The organism is Mesorhizobium sp. B2-4-19, from assembly GCF_006441315.1.
GTDB lineage: Bacteria > Pseudomonadota > Alphaproteobacteria > Rhizobiales > Rhizobiaceae > Mesorhizobium.
This window is the reverse complement of sequence record NZ_VFUV01000026.1, coordinates 1-16,719: the sequence shown is the minus strand read 5'-3', so window position 1 is coordinate 16,719 and position 16,719 is coordinate 1. Positions and strand designations below refer to the sequence as shown.

Annotated in this window: 19 protein-coding genes; 13 read left to right on the top strand and 6 right to left on the bottom strand. The window is 64.4% G+C overall.

What is annotated here, in order from left to right; genetic code table 11:
• Nucleotides 1-285: 285 nt before the first annotated feature.
• Nucleotides 286-666: a cbb3-type cytochrome c oxidase subunit I gene (locus tag FJ546_RS29155; protein WP_140892607.1), complete on the bottom strand. Its 381-nt coding sequence runs from the start codon at nucleotides 664-666 to the stop codon at nucleotides 286-288.
• Between the two features lie 324 nt (nucleotides 667-990).
• Here FJ546_RS29155 and FJ546_RS29150 point away from each other — a divergent pair, with 324 nt between their 5' ends.
• Entirely contained in the window at nucleotides 991-1,542 is a 552-nt protein-coding gene (locus FJ546_RS29150; RefSeq protein WP_140892606.1) for a DUF2269 family protein, read from the top strand.
• A 42-nt stretch (nucleotides 1,543-1,584) separates the two neighbouring features.
• Here FJ546_RS29150 and FJ546_RS29145 read toward each other — a convergent pair whose 3' ends face one another.
• From FJ546_RS29145 to FJ546_RS29135, 3 genes are all read right to left on the bottom strand, one after another.
• Nucleotides 1,585-2,355, bottom strand: a complete 771-nt coding sequence (locus FJ546_RS29145; RefSeq protein WP_140892605.1) for a sulfite exporter TauE/SafE family protein — start codon at nucleotides 2,353-2,355, stop codon at nucleotides 1,585-1,587.
• Between the two features lie 115 nt (nucleotides 2,356-2,470).
• Nucleotides 2,471-3,199, bottom strand: coding sequence for a class I SAM-dependent methyltransferase (locus FJ546_RS29140; RefSeq protein WP_140892603.1), 729 nt, complete (start codon nucleotides 3,197-3,199; stop codon nucleotides 2,471-2,473).
• Nucleotides 3,200-3,281: 82 nt separating this feature from the next.
• Nucleotides 3,282-3,740: an Lrp/AsnC family transcriptional regulator gene (locus FJ546_RS29135; protein ID WP_140892602.1), complete on the bottom strand. Its 459-nt coding sequence runs from the start codon at nucleotides 3,738-3,740 to the stop codon at nucleotides 3,282-3,284.
• A 132-nt stretch (nucleotides 3,741-3,872) separates the two neighbouring features.
• Here FJ546_RS29135 and FJ546_RS29130 point away from each other — a divergent pair, with 132 nt between their 5' ends.
• The 10 genes from FJ546_RS29130 (at nucleotide 3,873) to FJ546_RS29085 (ending at nucleotide 12,255) form a co-directional block, all read left to right on the top strand.
• Nucleotides 3,873-4,778, top strand: a complete 906-nt coding sequence (locus FJ546_RS29130) for a DMT family transporter (protein ID WP_140892600.1) — start codon at nucleotides 3,873-3,875, stop codon at nucleotides 4,776-4,778.
• 127 nt (nucleotides 4,779-4,905) lie between these two features.
• Complete coding sequence (locus FJ546_RS29125) at nucleotides 4,906-5,553, top strand: thiamine phosphate synthase (protein ID WP_140892598.1); 648 nt, start codon at nucleotides 4,906-4,908, stop codon at nucleotides 5,551-5,553.
• A 1-nt stretch (nucleotide 5,554) separates the two neighbouring features.
• Nucleotides 5,555-6,595: a tetratricopeptide repeat protein gene (locus tag FJ546_RS29120; RefSeq protein ID WP_140892596.1), complete on the top strand. Its 1,041-nt coding sequence runs from the start codon at nucleotides 5,555-5,557 to the stop codon at nucleotides 6,593-6,595.
• Nucleotides 6,592-7,125, top strand: a complete 534-nt coding sequence (locus FJ546_RS29115; RefSeq protein ID WP_281405665.1) for a LysR family transcriptional regulator substrate-binding protein — start codon at nucleotides 6,592-6,594, stop codon at nucleotides 7,123-7,125. The genes FJ546_RS29120 and FJ546_RS29115 overlap by 4 nt, the downstream gene beginning before the upstream one ends.
• A 116-nt stretch (nucleotides 7,126-7,241) precedes the next feature.
• A complete protein-coding gene (gene efp / locus FJ546_RS29110; protein ID WP_032932086.1) occupies nucleotides 7,242-7,808 on the top strand; it encodes an elongation factor P in 567 nt (188 codons plus the stop codon).
• Between the two features lie 24 nt (nucleotides 7,809-7,832).
• Nucleotides 7,833-8,633: an inositol monophosphatase family protein gene (locus FJ546_RS29105; RefSeq protein WP_140892593.1), complete on the top strand. Its 801-nt coding sequence runs from the start codon at nucleotides 7,833-7,835 to the stop codon at nucleotides 8,631-8,633.
• 101 nt (nucleotides 8,634-8,734) lie between these two features.
• Nucleotides 8,735-9,421, top strand: coding sequence for a hemolysin III family protein (locus FJ546_RS29100; RefSeq protein WP_140892591.1), 687 nt, complete (start codon nucleotides 8,735-8,737; stop codon nucleotides 9,419-9,421).
• Nucleotides 9,422-9,524: 103 nt separating this feature from the next.
• A complete protein-coding gene (locus FJ546_RS29095) occupies nucleotides 9,525-10,550 on the top strand; it encodes a MotA/TolQ/ExbB proton channel family protein (RefSeq protein ID WP_095772038.1) in 1,026 nt (341 codons plus the stop codon).
• A gap of 1 nt (nucleotide 10,551) precedes the next feature.
• Nucleotides 10,552-11,580, top strand: a complete 1,029-nt coding sequence (locus tag FJ546_RS29090; RefSeq protein ID WP_095772037.1) for a peptidoglycan -binding protein — start codon at nucleotides 10,552-10,554, stop codon at nucleotides 11,578-11,580.
• Between the two features lie 249 nt (nucleotides 11,581-11,829).
• Entirely contained in the window at nucleotides 11,830-12,255 is a 426-nt protein-coding gene (locus FJ546_RS29085; RefSeq protein ID WP_140892590.1) for a hypothetical protein, read from the top strand.
• A gap of 92 nt (nucleotides 12,256-12,347) precedes the next feature.
• Here the strand turns inward: FJ546_RS29085 and FJ546_RS29080 are convergent, their stop codons facing one another.
• Nucleotides 12,348-12,701, bottom strand: coding sequence for a DUF1304 domain-containing protein (locus FJ546_RS29080; RefSeq protein ID WP_140892588.1), 354 nt, complete (start codon nucleotides 12,699-12,701; stop codon nucleotides 12,348-12,350).
• A 141-nt stretch (nucleotides 12,702-12,842) separates the two neighbouring features.
• On the opposite strand from FJ546_RS29080, the gene FJ546_RS29075 reads away from it, so the two are divergent.
• The gene (locus FJ546_RS29075) at nucleotides 12,843-14,330 is read left to right on the top strand and encodes a carboxypeptidase M32 (RefSeq protein ID WP_140892587.1); all 1,488 of its coding nucleotides are present in this window, start codon (nucleotides 12,843-12,845) and stop codon (nucleotides 14,328-14,330) included.
• 36 nt (nucleotides 14,331-14,366) lie between these two features.
• Here the strand turns inward: FJ546_RS29075 and FJ546_RS29070 are convergent, their stop codons facing one another.
• Entirely contained in the window at nucleotides 14,367-16,169 is a 1,803-nt protein-coding gene (locus FJ546_RS29070) for an ABC transporter transmembrane domain-containing protein (RefSeq protein ID WP_140892585.1), read from the bottom strand.
• A 203-nt stretch (nucleotides 16,170-16,372) separates the two neighbouring features.
• Here FJ546_RS29070 and rpmE point away from each other — a divergent pair, with 203 nt between their 5' ends.
• Nucleotides 16,373-16,594 (top strand): 50S ribosomal protein L31, encoded by a 222-nt coding sequence (gene rpmE / locus FJ546_RS29065; RefSeq protein ID WP_010912060.1) that lies wholly within the window; start codon nucleotides 16,373-16,375, stop codon nucleotides 16,592-16,594.
• Nucleotides 16,595-16,719 lie beyond the last annotated feature (125 nt).

Genomic DNA, 16,719 nt, shown 5'->3' with positions numbered 1-16,719 from the left:
CGCTTTGCACGGGGTGAAGGCAAGCACATGTTTAACAGAAGGTTAACAGCGAGCCGCTGCGCCAGGGTCCGCGGAATGCGGACAAAAAAAGAGCCGCGGATAAGGCGGCTCTCAGGAGTTTAACAGGGAGGCGTCAAACAAAGTGGCTCCAACCACTCGGTAAGAATCCAGATCACTGGATGCGCATAGTAAACGCCTGTAAAGCTTAATGAACCTTTAACGGCCCCGATGTTTTTTGACCGAACGTCCCCTTTCTGTGCCGTAACAGCACAGCCTCGAACCTCGTTAGGCCTTCTTCCAGACGGCCGGCAACGCGATGAAGGCAAACAGCAGCATGGCCGCGTAGAAGCCCATCGAAGACGCCGCCACCATCGGTTCGATCGCGGCATTGCCGGCAAGCAGGAAGTAGAGCCCGATCAGCAGGCCGATGCCGCTGATCGCCGTCAGCCAGAAATGGACGACGGCGAGCCTCTTTTGCCCGACCGCCGGAAACAGATGGTAGAAGAAGGCGAAGACCGCCGACATCAGCCATCCGGCCACCATCGTGTGGGCGTGAGTCGGCATCTGGCCATGGTCCTGGCTGATCGCCATGGACAGGCCGAGCGCCATGCCGCACAGCGCATAGATGATGGCCAGCGTGAAGAAATTCCGTGCTACCCCTTGCATAATGTTCCCCTCGAATTGCCTCTTCCCGCCTGCGGGAATGGGTTGATTGTCAGGCGATTCCTGTCGCCACCGGGCTCCCGGCGTCGGCGCACTAGCATCGGCAATGTTTCCGGACGATGTCGCGCCAATCCCTCCCGACGCTTCGTATATTAGCAGAAACGAATCTGGGCATCTGCGGTCGTTGCAGCTTATGCCCGCGAAAATGCAGCCGAAACAGAGCCGGGTTTTCCGCGACATCGTTCCGAAACACACGCCGCGCTAAACGCCCGCTCCTCTGACGGCTGGCGCAAATCCGCTCCGCCGCAAACCTACCCGGAGCAAGCCATGGACTGGTACTCGATCGTCAAATTCCTCCACGTCACCTCGGCCATTTTGTGGGTCGGAGGCGGCTTCGTATTGTTCCTCCTCGGCGTGCTTGCCGAGCGCGCCGGCAACATCGAGGACAAGCTTCAGGCGATACGGGCCAGCGGGCAGCTGGGCGGGCGTTTCTTCGCGCCGATGTCGATGCTGACCCTGATCTTCGGCCTCATCATGTGCGGCTTCTGGGTCGGCTTCTCCGACCTGTGGATCATCATCGGCCTGGCCGGCTACGCCACGACCTTCTCGATCGGCATGCTGATCTTCAAGCCGACCGGCGAGCGCATGGGCGCGATGATCGCCAACGAGGGCATCACGCCGGCTGTTCTGGCCATCGGCCAGCGCATGATGAGCGCGGCACGCTTCGACTATGCGGTGATGCTGGTGATCGTCGCCGACATGGTGCTCAAGCCGACCATGCATGATATCGGCATCCTCGCCGGCATGTCGCTGGTCATGGCAGCGGGCGCTATACTGGCCTTTGGCGGCAGCCGTCGCCTCGTGCCGAGCGCCGCCTGATCTCCCTGACGGTGAGAGCGGCCGAACAGCCGCCTCGCCTGTCTACAGCAGGCCGGCGAGGCCGTCCCACAAAAGCTTCAGCGCCACGACAGCCACGGTCGCATAGGTGAAGGGATAAAAAATCTCCGGCCGCATGCGCCGCACCAGCCAGGCGCCGGCGATCGTCGAAAGCGGCGCAAGCGGCATCAGCACGGCCGACGCCGTCAGGTTGGCGGTGTCGAACTGGCCGAGCGCGAAATAGGGAATGAGCTTCAGCGCATTGGTCGCGGCAAAGAAGATCGCGGCGGTGCCCGACAGGACCTTGGGGTCGAGCCGGATCGGCAGCGCATAGACCTGGAAGGGCGGGCCGCCGACATGGGCGACGAAGCTGGTGAAGCCGGCGACCGTCCCCCAGATCGCCGCAGCCACGCGGTTGGGTTCGGCGGCGTGGCCGGCGCCATGGCGGAACTGCAGATAAAGCCAGCGCAGCACGAAGATGATGGCAACGGCGCCGACGATCAGCCGCACCGCCTCCTCGGTGACCAAAGCCGCCGTCAGCCAGCCAAGGCCGATGCCGATGACGGCGCCCGGCATCATGTCGACCAGCATCTTGCGGTCGTAGACGCCCCACCATGTCCACACCGACACGATGTCCATCAGGCACAGGATCGGCAGCAGGATGGCGGCTGCCTGCACCGGCGGCATGGTCAGCGCCATCAGCGGCACGCCGACGAAACCGACGGCGCCGCCGAAGCCGCCCTTGGACAGGCCGACCAGAATGACCGCCGGAATGGCAGCCGCGTAGAACCACGGATCGAGAAGCAGGCCTGACATGGGGGGAGACTGGTCTGGAGGGAAGGCGTCAGCGCCTGAATAGCCCAGAATTGCGCTTGGGGCGACTGTAAATCCGGACCGGTTGCCGAACGCCTGCCAATGTCCGGCTCGTGCCTTATCGCCGGGCCGAGACCAGCAGGAACATCGGCCGATCGAGCTCTTCCGCCAGTTCGGGCCTGGCCGTGATCTGCGCGTCTGTCGGACAGAACTCCTCGACATGCTCGATCGCGAAACCGGAGCGGATCAGCGCGTTCAGCGTCGTGCCGATGGTGCGATGATGTTTCACCACGCCCTTGGCCAGCCAGTCGGTCTTGCGCGGACCTTCCACCAGATAGCGGTCGACAGGCCATGTCCTGCGGCCTTCGGCATCGACCGCCCAGCCGGGCCTGGTCGGAGCCATGTAGATCGGATGCTCCGTCGAGAATACGAAATGCCCGCCGGGCGACAGCGCCTGGTACACCGTCCCGAACAACCGCGCGACGTCCTCGACATAGTGCAGCGCAAGCGAGCTGTAGGCGAGATCGAAGCCGGCTCGCGGCAGGCTGAGCTGGTCGAGGTCGGCCCTCTCATAAATGATGCCGGTGTCCGGGCCGGCGGCCCTCGCCCGGGCCAGCATCTTCTCCGACAGGTCCAGCCCCAGGACATGGCTCGCCCCATGCTCATGCGCCCAGCGGCAGAACCAGCCGAAACCGCAGCCGAGGTCGACGATCCGCAAGCCGCCGAGGTCAGGCAGCATGGCGCGCAGCGCCGGCCATTCGGCGGCGCCGCCAAGGCCTTCGATCGACCGGCCAAGCCGGCTGTAGCCAGCGAAGAAATCCGGTTGGTCGTAGATATTCTGCGCCATGTCTTCCTCGTCTCTCGGCAAATCATCTGGCGGGCTGACATTTAGTGGATTGATCGCGCTTGTCCACCTCAGCCATGCGGAGTCAAGCCGAAGACGAAGATGGAACCCCGAGCGGTGGCGGCCGCCGCCGGATCGGCTGCGCCTTGATGATGGCGGTGCTGGTCTCGGCCTTGTCGGCAATGCGATCCAGAATGCCGTCGAGGTCGCCGATCGAGCGCACGAACAGCCGCGCGACGAAACAGTCGTCACCCGTCACCTTGTCGCATTCGCCGAACTCGGCGATCTCCTCGATCAGCTTCTGGACGATGTGCAGCTTTCCCGGCAAAGGCCGGATGCGCACGATCGCCTGCAGCGTATAGCCAAGCGCCAGCGGATCGATCTCGACTGTGAACGCCCGTATGACGCCGCGCTCCTCGAGCCGTCGCAGCCGCTCCGAAACGCTCGGCGACGACAGCCCGACCTGGGCAGCCAGTTCCTTCAGTGAGGTCCGCGCATCGCGCACCAGGATTTCGAGGAGATTTCGGTCGAGATCGTCAAGCATTTCAGATTTCTCAAAAATTCACGGAATTAGCCTAATATAGTTAGGTCATATAACCATACAGCCTTTCCAATAAGATGGAAAGCGGCCAACCCGCATGAGATTATTGCCGCGTCAACGGGCTCAGAGGTTATCATGAACGATACGGTACGTGGCACGATCGAAATGTCGGCCGCAATGGCGATCCTCGGGACGATCGGATGGTTCGTCGTCATGTCCGGCCAGCCGATCATGGACGTGGTGTTCTGGCGCTGTGCGTTCGGCGCGGTGACGCTGCTGATCATCTGCGCTTGCCTGGGATTGTTGCGCGGCAGGCTGTCGCTGCGCGTCATCGGCCTCGCCGCGCTTGGCGGCGCGGCCATCGTCATCAACTGGCTGCTCCTGTTCAGCGCCTTCTCCCGCGCATCGATCTCGATCGCCACCGCCGTCTACAACACCCAGCCCTTCATGCTGGTCGGCTTCGGCGCGCTCTTCTTCGCCGAACGGCTGACACTGGCCAAGCTGACATGGCTGGCAATAGCCTTTGCCGGCATGGTGTCGATCGTCGAGGCCGCGCCTGACGCCGGCGATGTCGGCACCAACTATTTTGCCGGCATCCTCATGGCGTTGGCCGCGGCCTTCTTCTGGGCCGTCGCGGCCATCGTCACCAAAAAGCTCAAGGGCACGCCGCCGCATCTGATCGCGCTGATCCAGGTCTGCGTCGGCGTCGTCATGCTGGCGCCCTTCGCCAATCTCTCGCGTCTTCCCGCCGACCCGTGGAGCTGGGCCATGCTGGCGACGCTCGGCATCGTCCACACCGGCCTGATGTACATATTGATGTACGGCGCCATCCAGAAGCTGCCGACGCATCTGCAGGGATCGCTGTCCTTCATCTATCCGGTCGTCGCCATCCTGGTCGATGTCGTGGCGTTCGGCCATCGGTTGCATCTCAGCCAGGTCGCCGGCGCCGCCGCAATCCTGGTGGCTGCCGCCGGCATGAACCTCGGCTGGTCCTTGTGGAAATCGAAACCGGTCACCGCGAGCCCTGAGCCGGTCAAGTAGGGCTGGCGCCGCCCAGCGGCCAGGAAACGCGATCCCGACTGCCCGCCTGTTCAAAGCGGGCAGTTTGCTCTATGCCGCAATGCAACCATCTTCGCCCGGCATAGGCGAAACCCGGGATCGAAGAACCATGAACGACGCCACACCCCCAAATCGTTGCCGCATCGTGCTGATCGCGCCGCCCGGCGTGCCGGCCGCCCGTATCGCCGCCGCATTCGACGGCGGCGACGTCGCTTCGCTGATCCTGCCCGAAAACGGCATGGACGAGGCCTCCTTCCAGGCCTTCGCCGAAAAGATCGTGCCGACGGTGCAGGCGGCGGGCGTGGCCGTGATCATCGCCGGCGACACCCGCATCGCCGGCCGTGTCCAGGCCGACGGCATCCATGTCGAGGCATCCAAGGCCGAACTGGCCGAAACGATCGAACATTTCCAGGCGAAGATGATGGTCGGCGCCGGCGGCGCCAAGAAGCGCGACGACGCGCTCGAGCTTGGTGAGGTCAGGCCCGACTACATTTTCTTCGGCCGCTTCGGCTACGACAACAAGCCGGAGCCGCATCCGCGCAACCTGTCGCTGGGCCAATGGTGGGCGCAGATGATCCAGATCCCCTGCATCGTCATGGCCGGATCCGATCTGGCTTCCGTCGAGGCCGTGGCCGCCACCGGGGCCGAGTTCGTCGCGCTGTCGAGCGCGGTGTTCGCCGACGGCGTCGATCCGAAAACCGCCGTGGCCCGTGCCAACGCGTTGCTCGACGAAACCGCGCCGCGCTTCGAGGACTGATGTGACTCCGGTAAGGCTTCCCCTTCAGGCCTTGCTTGCAGCGGTCATGATCCAGGCCGCCGCCGCCGAACCCATACCCCAGCCGCAGCCCAGGCCTGAAACCGGCCTGCATACCGACAAGCCGATCGAAAAGCAGCTGCCGCAGCCCGCCACCACGGCGGAGCCGGCACCGCTGCCCTCGGTCGACAGCATCAATCCCGACCGCTTCGGCGCGAAGCCGGCGGACGCGGCCTATGGCGCCTTCCAGCGCGGGCTCTACAAAACGGCCTATAATCTGGCGCTGACCCGCGCCCAGAATGGCGACCCGGCGGCGCAGACATTGGTGGCCGAGATCCTGTCGCGCGGGCTCGGCGTGCCGCTGAATGCGGCGGAAGCCTCGAAATGGTACGCGCTTGCCGCCGAACAGGGCGTGCCTGAGGCGCAGTTCCAGTATGCGCTGATGCTGCTCGACGGCCGTTACGTCAAGAAGGACCCGAAAGAGGCCTACGCCCTGATGCAGGCCGCCGCCGAAGCCGGCAACCAGCTGGCGCAGTTCAATTTCGCGCAGATGCTGGTCCAGCAGGATCCAGGCGACGCGGGCCTGGTCAAGGCGGTTTCCTATTATGAGCGCGCCGCCGCGACCGGCCTCGCCGACGCGCAATACGCCATGTCCCAGATCTATGCCAACGGCGTCGGCGGCAAGCCGCGCGACGACGCGCAGGCAAGACGCTTCCTCGCCCAGGCCGCGCGGCAGAACTACGACACCGCGCAGATCGATCTCGCCGCCTGGATGATCGAGGGCCGCGGCGGCGCCCGTGACCTGAAATCGGCTTTCGGCTGGACGAAGCAGGCAGCCGAGGGCGGCAACGTCGCCGCGCAGAACCGGCTGGCAAAACTCTACATGCAAGGCATCGGCACCGACCCGGACCTGGTGCTCGCCGGCGCCTGGTACATCGTCGCCCGCCGCGCCGGTCTGATCGACCCCGATATGGACGATTTCCTGCAAGGGCTGAGCGACGACCAGACCAAACAGGCCCTGCAGAAGGCGAACCGTCTGCCGTGACGGCGGTTGGTGGGATCATTGCGTGTGATCGAGGACGATCTTGCCGAAGGGCGAGCCGTGTTCGAGGAGCTGAACGCGGTCAACTCGATATGGCGATCGTTCTGCGACCTGCCGGTCATCAAGGCCCGGACACGCTTGGCACCGAACGTCTTTGCATCGTAGCGCAAGCCGGCGCCCATCTCACGAACGCTCGGACCAGCATGCCCTGGGTTCTCAGCCCCGAGCCTTGCGACGCGCGTCAGACGCTCCTCTCCAGTTTGGGCGGCAAACAGCATCCGCTCATTGTAGCGGCGGAAATTCAGGATCCGACGATGCAGATGGAATGGGTCCGTCGGGGACACGGCCTTGGCCTCATGCCGTTGCGGCTCGCGACGCGTGGACTTCCCGACGGCCTCGCGCTTGTCGATCTCGAAGGTGTCGACCTTTCATTGCAGGTCGTGGCATTGCGCTCGCCACATCTCAACCGGCTGGCGAAGGTCGTTGAGGCCATTGCAGAGACCGTCGGCAAAGCCATCAAGATCGAGGCTTGATACCGGCTGACCGGCTGGGGCCGATCCGGCGTCCCTTGCCTCTCCGGACGATTTGTGGTCTTGGGAGCCCCTAAATCGCTAGTCCCGGCGAAAATCTCATTCCGGATCACCCCATCATGGCCAAGATCAATGGCAACGAAATCCGTCCCGGCTACGTCATCGAGCATGATGGCGGCCTATGGGTCGCGGTCAGGACCAACACCGTCAAGCCCGGCAAGGGCGGCGCCTACAACCAGGTCGAACTGAAGAACCTCATCAATGGCACCAAGCTCAACGAGCGCTTCCGCTCGGCCGAGACGGTCGAACAGATCCGCCTCGACCTGAAGGATTTTTCCTTCCTCTACGAGCAGGACGACGCGTTGGTGTTCATGGATACCCAAAGCTACGAACAGCTCGAACTGAACAAGGATTTCGTCGGCGACCGCGCCGCGTTCCTGCAGGACGGCATGATGGTGACGGTCCAGCTCTATGAGGAGAGGCCGATCGGCATTTCGCTGCCCGATCAGGTGACCCTGACCATCACCGAGGCCGACCCGGTGGTGAAGGGCCAGACGGCGGCATCCTCCTACAAGCCGGCGGTGCTGGAGAACGGCATTCGCGTGCTGGTGCCGCCCTTCATCGGCGCCGGCGAACGCATCATCGTCGACACCAACGAAATCACTTACGTGCGCCGCGCCGACTGACGCGCTGCAGCAGGAAGACATACGATGGCACGCTCAGCCCTTCTCAACGTCATGGTCCAGGCCGCAATGAAGGCCGGCCGCTCCCTGTCGCGCGACTTCGGCGAGGTCCAGAACCTGCAGGTCTCGTTGAAAGGACCCGGCGACTATGTCAGCCAGGCCGACCGCAAGGCCGAGGACATCATCTTTGCCGAATTGTCGAAGGCGCGTCCGGGTTACGGTTTCCTGATGGAAGAGCGCGGCGCGGTGGAGGGCGAAGACAGCCAGCACCGCTGGATCGTCGATCCGCTCGACGGCACCACCAATTTCCTGCACGGCATTCCGCTTTTCGCCGTCTCGATCGCGCTGGAGCGCCAGGGCCAGATCGTAGCCGGCGTCATCTACAACCCGGCCATGGACGAGCTCTACACGACCGAGCGCGGTGGCGGCGCTTTCATGAACGACCGCCGGCTGCGCGTGGCCGGCCGCGCCAAGCTGGTCGACACGGTGATCGGCTGCGGCATGCCGCATCTGGGACGCGGCCACCACGGCAATTTCCTCGTGGAATTGCGTAACGTCATGGCGGAGGTCTCGGGCGTGCGCCGTCTCGGTTCCGCCGCGCTCGATCTCGCTTATGTCGCTGCCGGCCGCATGGACGGTTTCTGGGAAACCGGCCTGTCGGCCTGGGACATCGCCGCCGGCCTGCTCCTGATCCGTGAAGCCGGCGGTTTCGTCTCGGACATGGATGGCGGGCAGGACATGCTGGACAACGGCTCCGTCGTTGCCGGCAACGAGGTCATCCAGCGTGCGCTGCTGAAGACGGTGAAAAAGCCCCTGGCACCCCGCTAAAGCCCTCCCGCCGCGCTGAACGGCCGCGGTCGCAAAACCGCCACCTAAGCTTGAAATACTGTCCGGCGGTTGCCCAGATATGGGGTGACGCAGGACGATCGATGACCAATATCCCGCCGCAATTCGAAATCCCCTTTGTCGGGCGCTGGCACTACTCCCGCGCGGAGATGATCGCCGACGGCATTGTCCATGCTGTCGGCATCGTGCTGGCGATCGCGGCCGGCTCGGCGTTGCTGGCGCTGGCGGCGTTTCGCGTCGGACCTGGCGAGTACGTCGCCGCCGCCTTCTATGTCGTTTCGCTGCTAACCGTGCTCTCGGTGTCGCTGGCCTACAATCTGTGGCCGGTGACGTCACCGGCCAAATGGGTTCTGCGGCGCTTCGATCACGCCGCGATCTATCTTCTCATCGCCGCCACCTACACGCCTTTTCTGGCCCAGCTCGACGCGTCGCCGCTGGCCCGCTGGATGATCGTGCTGGTCTGGATCGCGGCGGCGACGGGCATCGCCATCAAGGTGTGCTTTCCCGGCCGTTTTGACCGGCTGGCGATCGTCTTCTATCTCGCCATCGGCTGGAGCGGCATCGTCCTGGTCAAGCCGCTTGTCGAGACGCTGCCGACGACGTCGATCGTGCTCATCGTTGCCGGCGGCATCGTCTATTCCTGCGGCGTCATCTTCTTCGCCTGGAAGGGCCTGCGCTTTCACAACGCCCTGTGGCACGGCTTCGTCGTCACTGGCGCGGGCCTGCATCTGGCGGCCATGGTCGACTGCCTGGTGATAAACCGTTTCTGATCCGCTCGCGGCAATATTGCCAAGCGCCATTCAATTTGGTCACAATTGCGTTTAGAGTCGCGAACGAGGTGATCGGCGGCAGCGGCAGCGAAACGGGGCACGGATGGCTTTTCTCAGATCCTTCGGCATGGGCAGGCGCTCCGACGTTCTGATCTACGATCCTCATAAACTGTCGAGTCCGCAGGTGTTCCTGCTGACCATGGTCATCTTCCTGGCCATCGTCGCCTTCATTGCCGCCATCCTGACCCGCCAGATCTCGACGGCTTTCGTCACCAATCCCGGGCTCAACGGCCTGATCATCGGCGTGCTCGCGGTCGGCATCCTGCTTGCCTTCGCCCAGGTCGGGCGGCTGTTTCGCGAAGTGCGCTGGCTCAACTCCTTCCGCGCCGGCTCGGAAACCACCGAGCCGGTGCTGCTGGCGCCGATGAAAGCCATGATCGGCCGCTCCTCGACCATGGCATTCTCGACCTCCTCGATGCGCACCATGCTCGATTCCATCGCCACGCGCCTCGACGAAAGCCGCGACACCTCACGCTACCTGGTCGGCCTCCTGGTGTTCCTCGGCCTGCTGGGGACCTTCTGGGGCCTGCTGAACACGATAGGCTCGATTCGCGAAACCATCGAAGCGCTCGATCCCGGCAGCGGCGACGCCGCCGCCGTGCTGGATTCGCTGAAGCAAGGGCTTGCAGCGCCTCTGGCCGGCATGGGTACGGCCTTCTCGTCCTCGCTGTTCGGCCTCTCGGGCTCGCTCGTGCTCGGCTTCCTCGACCTGCAGGCGGGCCGCGCCCAGACGCGCTTCTACACTGAGCTTGAGAACTGGCTGTCCTCGGTCACCGATCTCTCCTCCGACATCGTCGTCTCCGATCAGGCCAAGAGCGAACCATCCGACGAAATCCGTCTGCTGTCGGAGCGCCTGCGCAGCATGCAGGAGAATGGCGGCGGCTCCAATCCGCGCGTCGCCACCGCCATGGCCAATCTCGCCGACGGCATTTCCGGACTGGTCAAGAACATGCGTTCGGAACAACAGATCATGCGCGACTGGGTCGAGGCCCAGTCCGACGAGCAGAAGGCGATGCGCAACACGCTGGAGAAGATCGCCGACGCGCTGAAGAAGCAAGGGGTCCACTGACGTGGCGCTGGCAAGACGGCGCGCCGACCGCCGCATCGACTACTGGCCGGGCTTCGTCGACGCGCTGTCGACGCTGCTGCTCGCCATCATGTTCCTGCTCACCGTTTTCGTGCTGGCCCAGTTCCTGCTCGGCCGCGAGATTTCCGGCAAGGATACGGTGCTCAACCGCCTCAACTCGCAGATCAACGAACTGACGCAGCTTCTGGCGCTGGAGCGCTCGACAGCGCAGGACAAGGAGGACTCGCTCGCCAACCTGCAGGCGTCGCTGTCGGCGGCGGAGGCCGAGAAGAGCCGGCTCGAACAGTTGCTGGCGCAAGGCGCCGGCGCCGGCGACCAGGCCAACCAGCGCGCCGCGGCGCTTTCGGGCGAACTCGACAGCCAGCGCCAGATCAGCCAGCAGGCGCTGAGCCAGGTCGAGATCCTCAACCAGCAGATCGCCGCGCTGCGTAAGCAGATCGGCGCGCTTGAAGACGCCCTCAACGTGTCCGAAGCCCGCGACCGCGATTCCAACACCAAGATCGCCGATCTAGGCCGCCGACTGAATGTCGCCCTGGCGCAGCGCGTGCAGGAATTGAACCGCTACCGCTCCGACTTCTTCGGACGCCTGCGCGAGATCCTCGCCGACCGCGAGAATATCCGCATCGTCGGCGACCGCTTCGTGTTCCAGTCGGAAGTGTTGTTCCCGACCGGCTCCGAGGTGATCAACGATGCCGGCAAGGTCGAGATGAAGAAGCTCGCCGACGCCATCATCGAATTACAGAAGGAAATCCCGCCCGAGATCAACTGGGTGCTGCGCGTCGACGGCCATACCGACAACAAGCCGCTCTCCGGTACCGGCCGCTACCGCGACAATTGGGAATTGTCGACGGCGCGTTCGACCTCGGTGGTCAAGTTCCTGATTGAGAACGGCGTGCCGGCCAACCGTCTGGTCGCCGCCGGCTTCGGTGAGTTCCAGCCGCTCGATCCCGCCGACACCGACGAAGCGCGCAACAAGAACCGCCGCATTGAACTGAAGCTCACCGAACGTTGATTTTTCATCACGCGAGCTCACGCGAATTTGTTCGCCGGCTCAACCCTAGGGCGCAGAGCGTAGCCGGCAAGGCCTGAAAAGATTATCTTTTTTTAATTACACTTCACGCCGGAGCGCTCCTACCTTGCCGCCTCAGGGCCGAGAACCGCCGGCGATGCCTCTCATCGCGACGCGACGGAACTGGACGACCCAAACGGTCGGAAGGCGAGACGGCGCGACCGCCCCCTTCCTAGCAGGAGGACGCGCCCCATGCGCACATCAGCATCTCTCAAGACGGCAACGCTTGCCGCGGTTCTCATTGTCGCTCCGCTCGCCGGCGCCTATGCCGCGGGCCATCACAAGGGCGCTCTCGAGGCGACGGACCCGACAGACATGACCGGCCCGCGTGTCGAGGCTCTCATCGAACAGGTTCAGGGTATCCGCCACGGCATAGTCGACGCCAGGCAGGCCAACAACATCACCCCGGCGGTGGCGGAGCGCCTGGAAATGCGCACCGCCCGCATCAGCCAGGCGGCCGAAAAGATAGCCGCGTCCGACCACGGCAGGATACCGGCCGCGCAATACCATGACCTGCTGCGCCGTCTCGACAATGTCGACCAGCGGCTGCGGGTCGATACCGGCAGCGGTTTCCTGATGGGTGACGGCGCCGACGGCGGAACCTATCCGAACGGCTGAGGCCTCCGGCAAGGTCCAAGTGGAAGGGACCACCTGGCGCCTTCGGGACCCCAATCCCGCGGGCGTCCTTTTTCCTCGCCAGCCCGGCTTGCCTACCAACCAAGCCAGACCGCGATCAGGGCAACCACCGCCGGCACGGCCTGGACGAACAGGATCTTGCGGCCGACCGTTGCCGCGCCGTAGAGGCCGGCAATGGCCACGCACAACAGGAAGAAGACCTTGACCTGAAAACCGGCGGCGCCGAGGTACAGCCCCCAGATCAGGCCTGCGGCGAGAAATCCGTTGTAGAGACCCTGATTGGCGGCGAGCACCTTCGACGCCCTGGCGAATTCCGGCGTCAGGCGGAATGTCTTGTGCCCGCGCGGCGTGTCCCACAGCACCATCTCAAGATAGACGATGTAGACATGGATCAAGGCCACCAGCCCGACCAGGATGTTGCCGATCATTTGCTCCCCCTTCATGCGTTGCCGGCAGCATTTCATGTGTGGCATCGCCTGCGCAAGCTGCATCCGCCGGACGGTATATGAGGGTTGCCAACGCTTTTGCGTTGGTGTCTTTTCGCGCCGTCCTCAATCACGGAAGCCGCCATGTCCTTTCAGAAACTCGACGACCTCGGCCACAAGCTCGAAGCGCTTGAGCATGCGCTGGCCATCCTCGGCGCCGACGAAGCCACGCACATGGCCGTCGGCGGCGGCGAGAAGCGCGCCGAGGCGATGGCGGCACTGGCCGGCATGTACCACACCAGGGCGACCGCTCCGGAAATCGCCGATTGGATCGCTGCCGCCGAAGGCGAGGCGCTCGACGGCGAGCAGCGTGCGGCGCTCGGCGAACTGCGGCGGCAATACACCAACCTGACCTGCCTGCCGGTCGAATTCGTCGAACGCCAGACGACGGCGCGCATGCGTTGCGAGCAGCTGTGGCGCGACCTGCGCGCCAAGAACGATTGGGCGGGTTTCCAGCCGGCGCTCGAGGGCGTGGTGGCGCTGGTGCGCGAAGAGGCGGCCCTGCGTTCCGACGTGCTCGGCCTCGCCCCTTACGATGCGCTGATGGAGCAATTCGATCCCGGCAACCGTACCGCCGACATCACCCCCGTCTTCGCCGACCTGAAAGCCTTCCTCAAGGGATTCGTGCCGGAGGCGCTGGCGATCCAGGAAGCGCGGCTGCGCAAGCATCCGCTGAAGCCGCTCTCAGGCACCTACGCGATCGACAAGCAGCGCGAGCTTGGCCTTGCCATGATGGCGGCCGTCGGTTTCGACCTGACGCACGGCTCGCTGTCGGTGTCGCACCATCCCTTCTGCGGCGGCGTGCCCAGCGACGTGCGCATCACCACCCGTTACAAGACATCGGATTTCCTGTCGGCGCTGATGGGCGTGCTGCACGAGACCGGCCATGCGCTCTATGAACAGAACCTGCCGAAGGCATGGTCGCACTGGCCGCTCGGCAAGGCGCGCGGCATGGCCGTGCATGAGAGCCAGAGCCTGTTCGTCGAAAAGCAGATCGGCCGCAACCCCGCCTTCTGGCGCTGGGCGCTGCCGGTGGTGGAAAGACATCTCGGCGAGGCCTGGTCGCTCGACGATCTCCTGCCGCATGTGCATCGCGTCGAGCGCGGCCTGATCCGCGTCGATGCCGACGAGGTGACCTATCCCCTGCACGTCATCCTGCGCTACGAACTGGAGCAGGAGCTGGTCTCGGGCAGGCTGGAGGTTGCCGATTTGCCCGAAGCCTGGGACGCCAAGATGCGCGACTATCTCGGCCTCTCCACATTGGACAACCCGGCCGACGGGCCGATGCAGGACGTGCACTGGCCGGGTGCCGCCTTCGGCTACTTCCCGTCCTACACGCTGGGCGCGATGATGGCGGCGCAGCAATGGGCCGCGCTGACGCGCGAACATCCTTCGGCAGATGACGACCTGGCGAAAGGGAATTTCACGGATATCAATGACTGGCGCCGCAAGAAGATATGGTCGCAGGGCTCGCGCTGGTCGACGCCGGACCTGCTCGAACGCGCCACCGGCGAAAAGCTAAACGCCGTGTATTTCGTCGATCATCTGCGCAAACGGTATGGAACCGCGTGAAGCCATCGAAGGAACCGACAGGGCCAAAGCGCCTGTTTACTCCGCCGCGCCCCTGAAGGCGCTGGCGCCGGTCTCGAACTGCAGCTTGGCCAGCCTGGCATAGATGCCGCCCTTGGCCACCAGGCTCTGATGCGTGCCTTCCTCGACGATGCGGCCGCCATCCATCACCAGGATCCTGTCGGCCTTCAGCACCGTTGCCAGCCGGTGGGCGATGACGATGGTGGTACGGCCTTGCATCAGCCGCTCCAGCGCCGTCTGCACCAGCGTCTCGCTTTCGGCGTCCAGCGCCGAGGTGGCTTCGTCGAGCAGCAGGATCGGCGCGTCGCGCAGGATGGCGCGGGCGATCGCCACGCGCTGGCGCTGGCCGCCGGACAGTGTCACGCCGCGTTCGCCGACCTGGCTGTCATAGCCGTTCTCGAGCTTGAGGATGAATTCGTCGGCCAGCGCGTCCTTCGCCGCCGCCTCGATTTCGGCATTGCCTGCGCCCGGCCGGCCGAAGCCGATATTGTCGCGCGCGCTCGCCGCGAAGATGGTGACGTCCTGCGGCACGATGGCGATGCGCTCGCGCACCGAAACCGGGTCGGCTTCGCGCACGTTGACGCCATCGATCAGGATCTTGCCGGTTTCGGGATCGTAGAAGCGCAGGATCAGCGAAAACACCGTGCTCTTGCCGGCCCCCGAGGGGCCGACGATGGCCACTGTCTCGCCGGGCATGACCTGGAAACTCAGGCCGTGGACGGCGGCCCGGTCGGGCCGCGCCGGATAGGAGAAGGAGACGTCGTCGAAGACGATCGCGCCCTTGGCGACCGCCGGCAGCGGCTTCGGCTCGGCCGGCGCGTGGATCGCCGGCTTTTCGGCCAGGATCTCGGTCAGCCGCTCGGCCGCGCCCGCTGCCTGGGCAAGTTCGCCCCAGACCTCCGACAATGCGCCGAGCGCGCCGGCGGCAAACACCGAATAGAGCAGGAACTGGCCAAGCGTGCCCGGCGACAGCGTGCCTTCGAGCACGTCGCGCGATCCGAACCACAGTACCGCCACGACGGAGGAAAAGATCATGAAGATGGCGAAGAAGGTGAGGAAGGAGCGAGCGAAGATCGAGGCGCGCGCCGCCTCGAAGGCGGCCTCCACGGCGGACGAAAAGCGACCGGTGACCAGTCTTTCATTGGTGAAAGCCTGCAGCGTCCGCACCGCGCCGATCTGCTCGCTGGCATAGGCCGTCGCATTGGCCAGCGTGTCTTGCGCCAGCCGCGATTTGCGACGCACCGAGCGGCCAAAGGCGACCAGCGGCAAGACGATGACGGGGATGGCCGCGATGACAAGGCCGGACAGTTTCGGGCTGGTGAAGACCATCATTGCCACGGCGCCGAGGCCGAGGATGACGTTGCGCAGCGCGACCGAGGCGGTCGCCCCCACGGCCGACTTGACCTGCGTCGTATCGGCCGCGAGCCGCGATACGATCTCTCCCGACTGCGACGTATCGAAGAAGGATGGCGAGAGGGTCGTCACATGGCTGAACACGTCGTTACGGATGTCGGCGACAACACGTTCGCCGAGCGTGATGACGAAATAGTAGCGGCAGGCCGACGCCGCCGCCAGCACGGCGGCCATCACCACCAGCATGCCGAAATACTCGGCGATGAAGCTGGAATCCGATGCCGAAAAGCCGTGGTCGATCATGCGCCGCACCGCCAGCGGCAAGGCCAGTGTCGTCGCCGCCGCGACCGTCAGCGAGATCACGGCGCCGATGACCAGTTTCCGGTAGCGGCCAAGATAGGGGAACAGGCGCCGGAGCGGCTTGAGCGAACGCCGACGCTCGTCCGCATCGCCACTGATGTCCGCCATGACCGTTTTCCTCTGGCCCTTTTCGTGCGCGCCATCAATATGCGTTTGACGCGGCCTTGTGATTCAATTTCGGCTGATGTATAGGCTCGCCGACCGTTTTAGAAGCCGTGGCTCCTCAATAGCTACGGCTTCGAGTTTTAAAAAGAGGCGCATCGACGCAGGCTCATGCCCGTCAGCCGCGCCGACAAGCCAGGAACCGAGCCATGAAGAGCGCTATTCATCCCGACTACCACACCATCAAGGTCGTCATGACCGACGGCACCGAATACACGACCCGTTCGACCTGGGGCAAGGAAGGCGATACGATGAACCTCGATATCGACCCGACCACCCACCCGGCCTGGACCGGCGGCCAGCAGACCCTGCTCGACCGCGGCGGCCGCCTCTCCAAATTCAAGAAGCGTTTCGAAGGTTTCGGCCTTTAAGCCCACTTCGGCATTGTCGCAGATCAAAAACCCGCCCTTGTGGCGGGTTCAGACTGCTGACAAACCCCTGGCTTTTGCTGGGGGTTTTTGATTCACTGGGTCATGTTGAAGCGACCCGCCCCTGA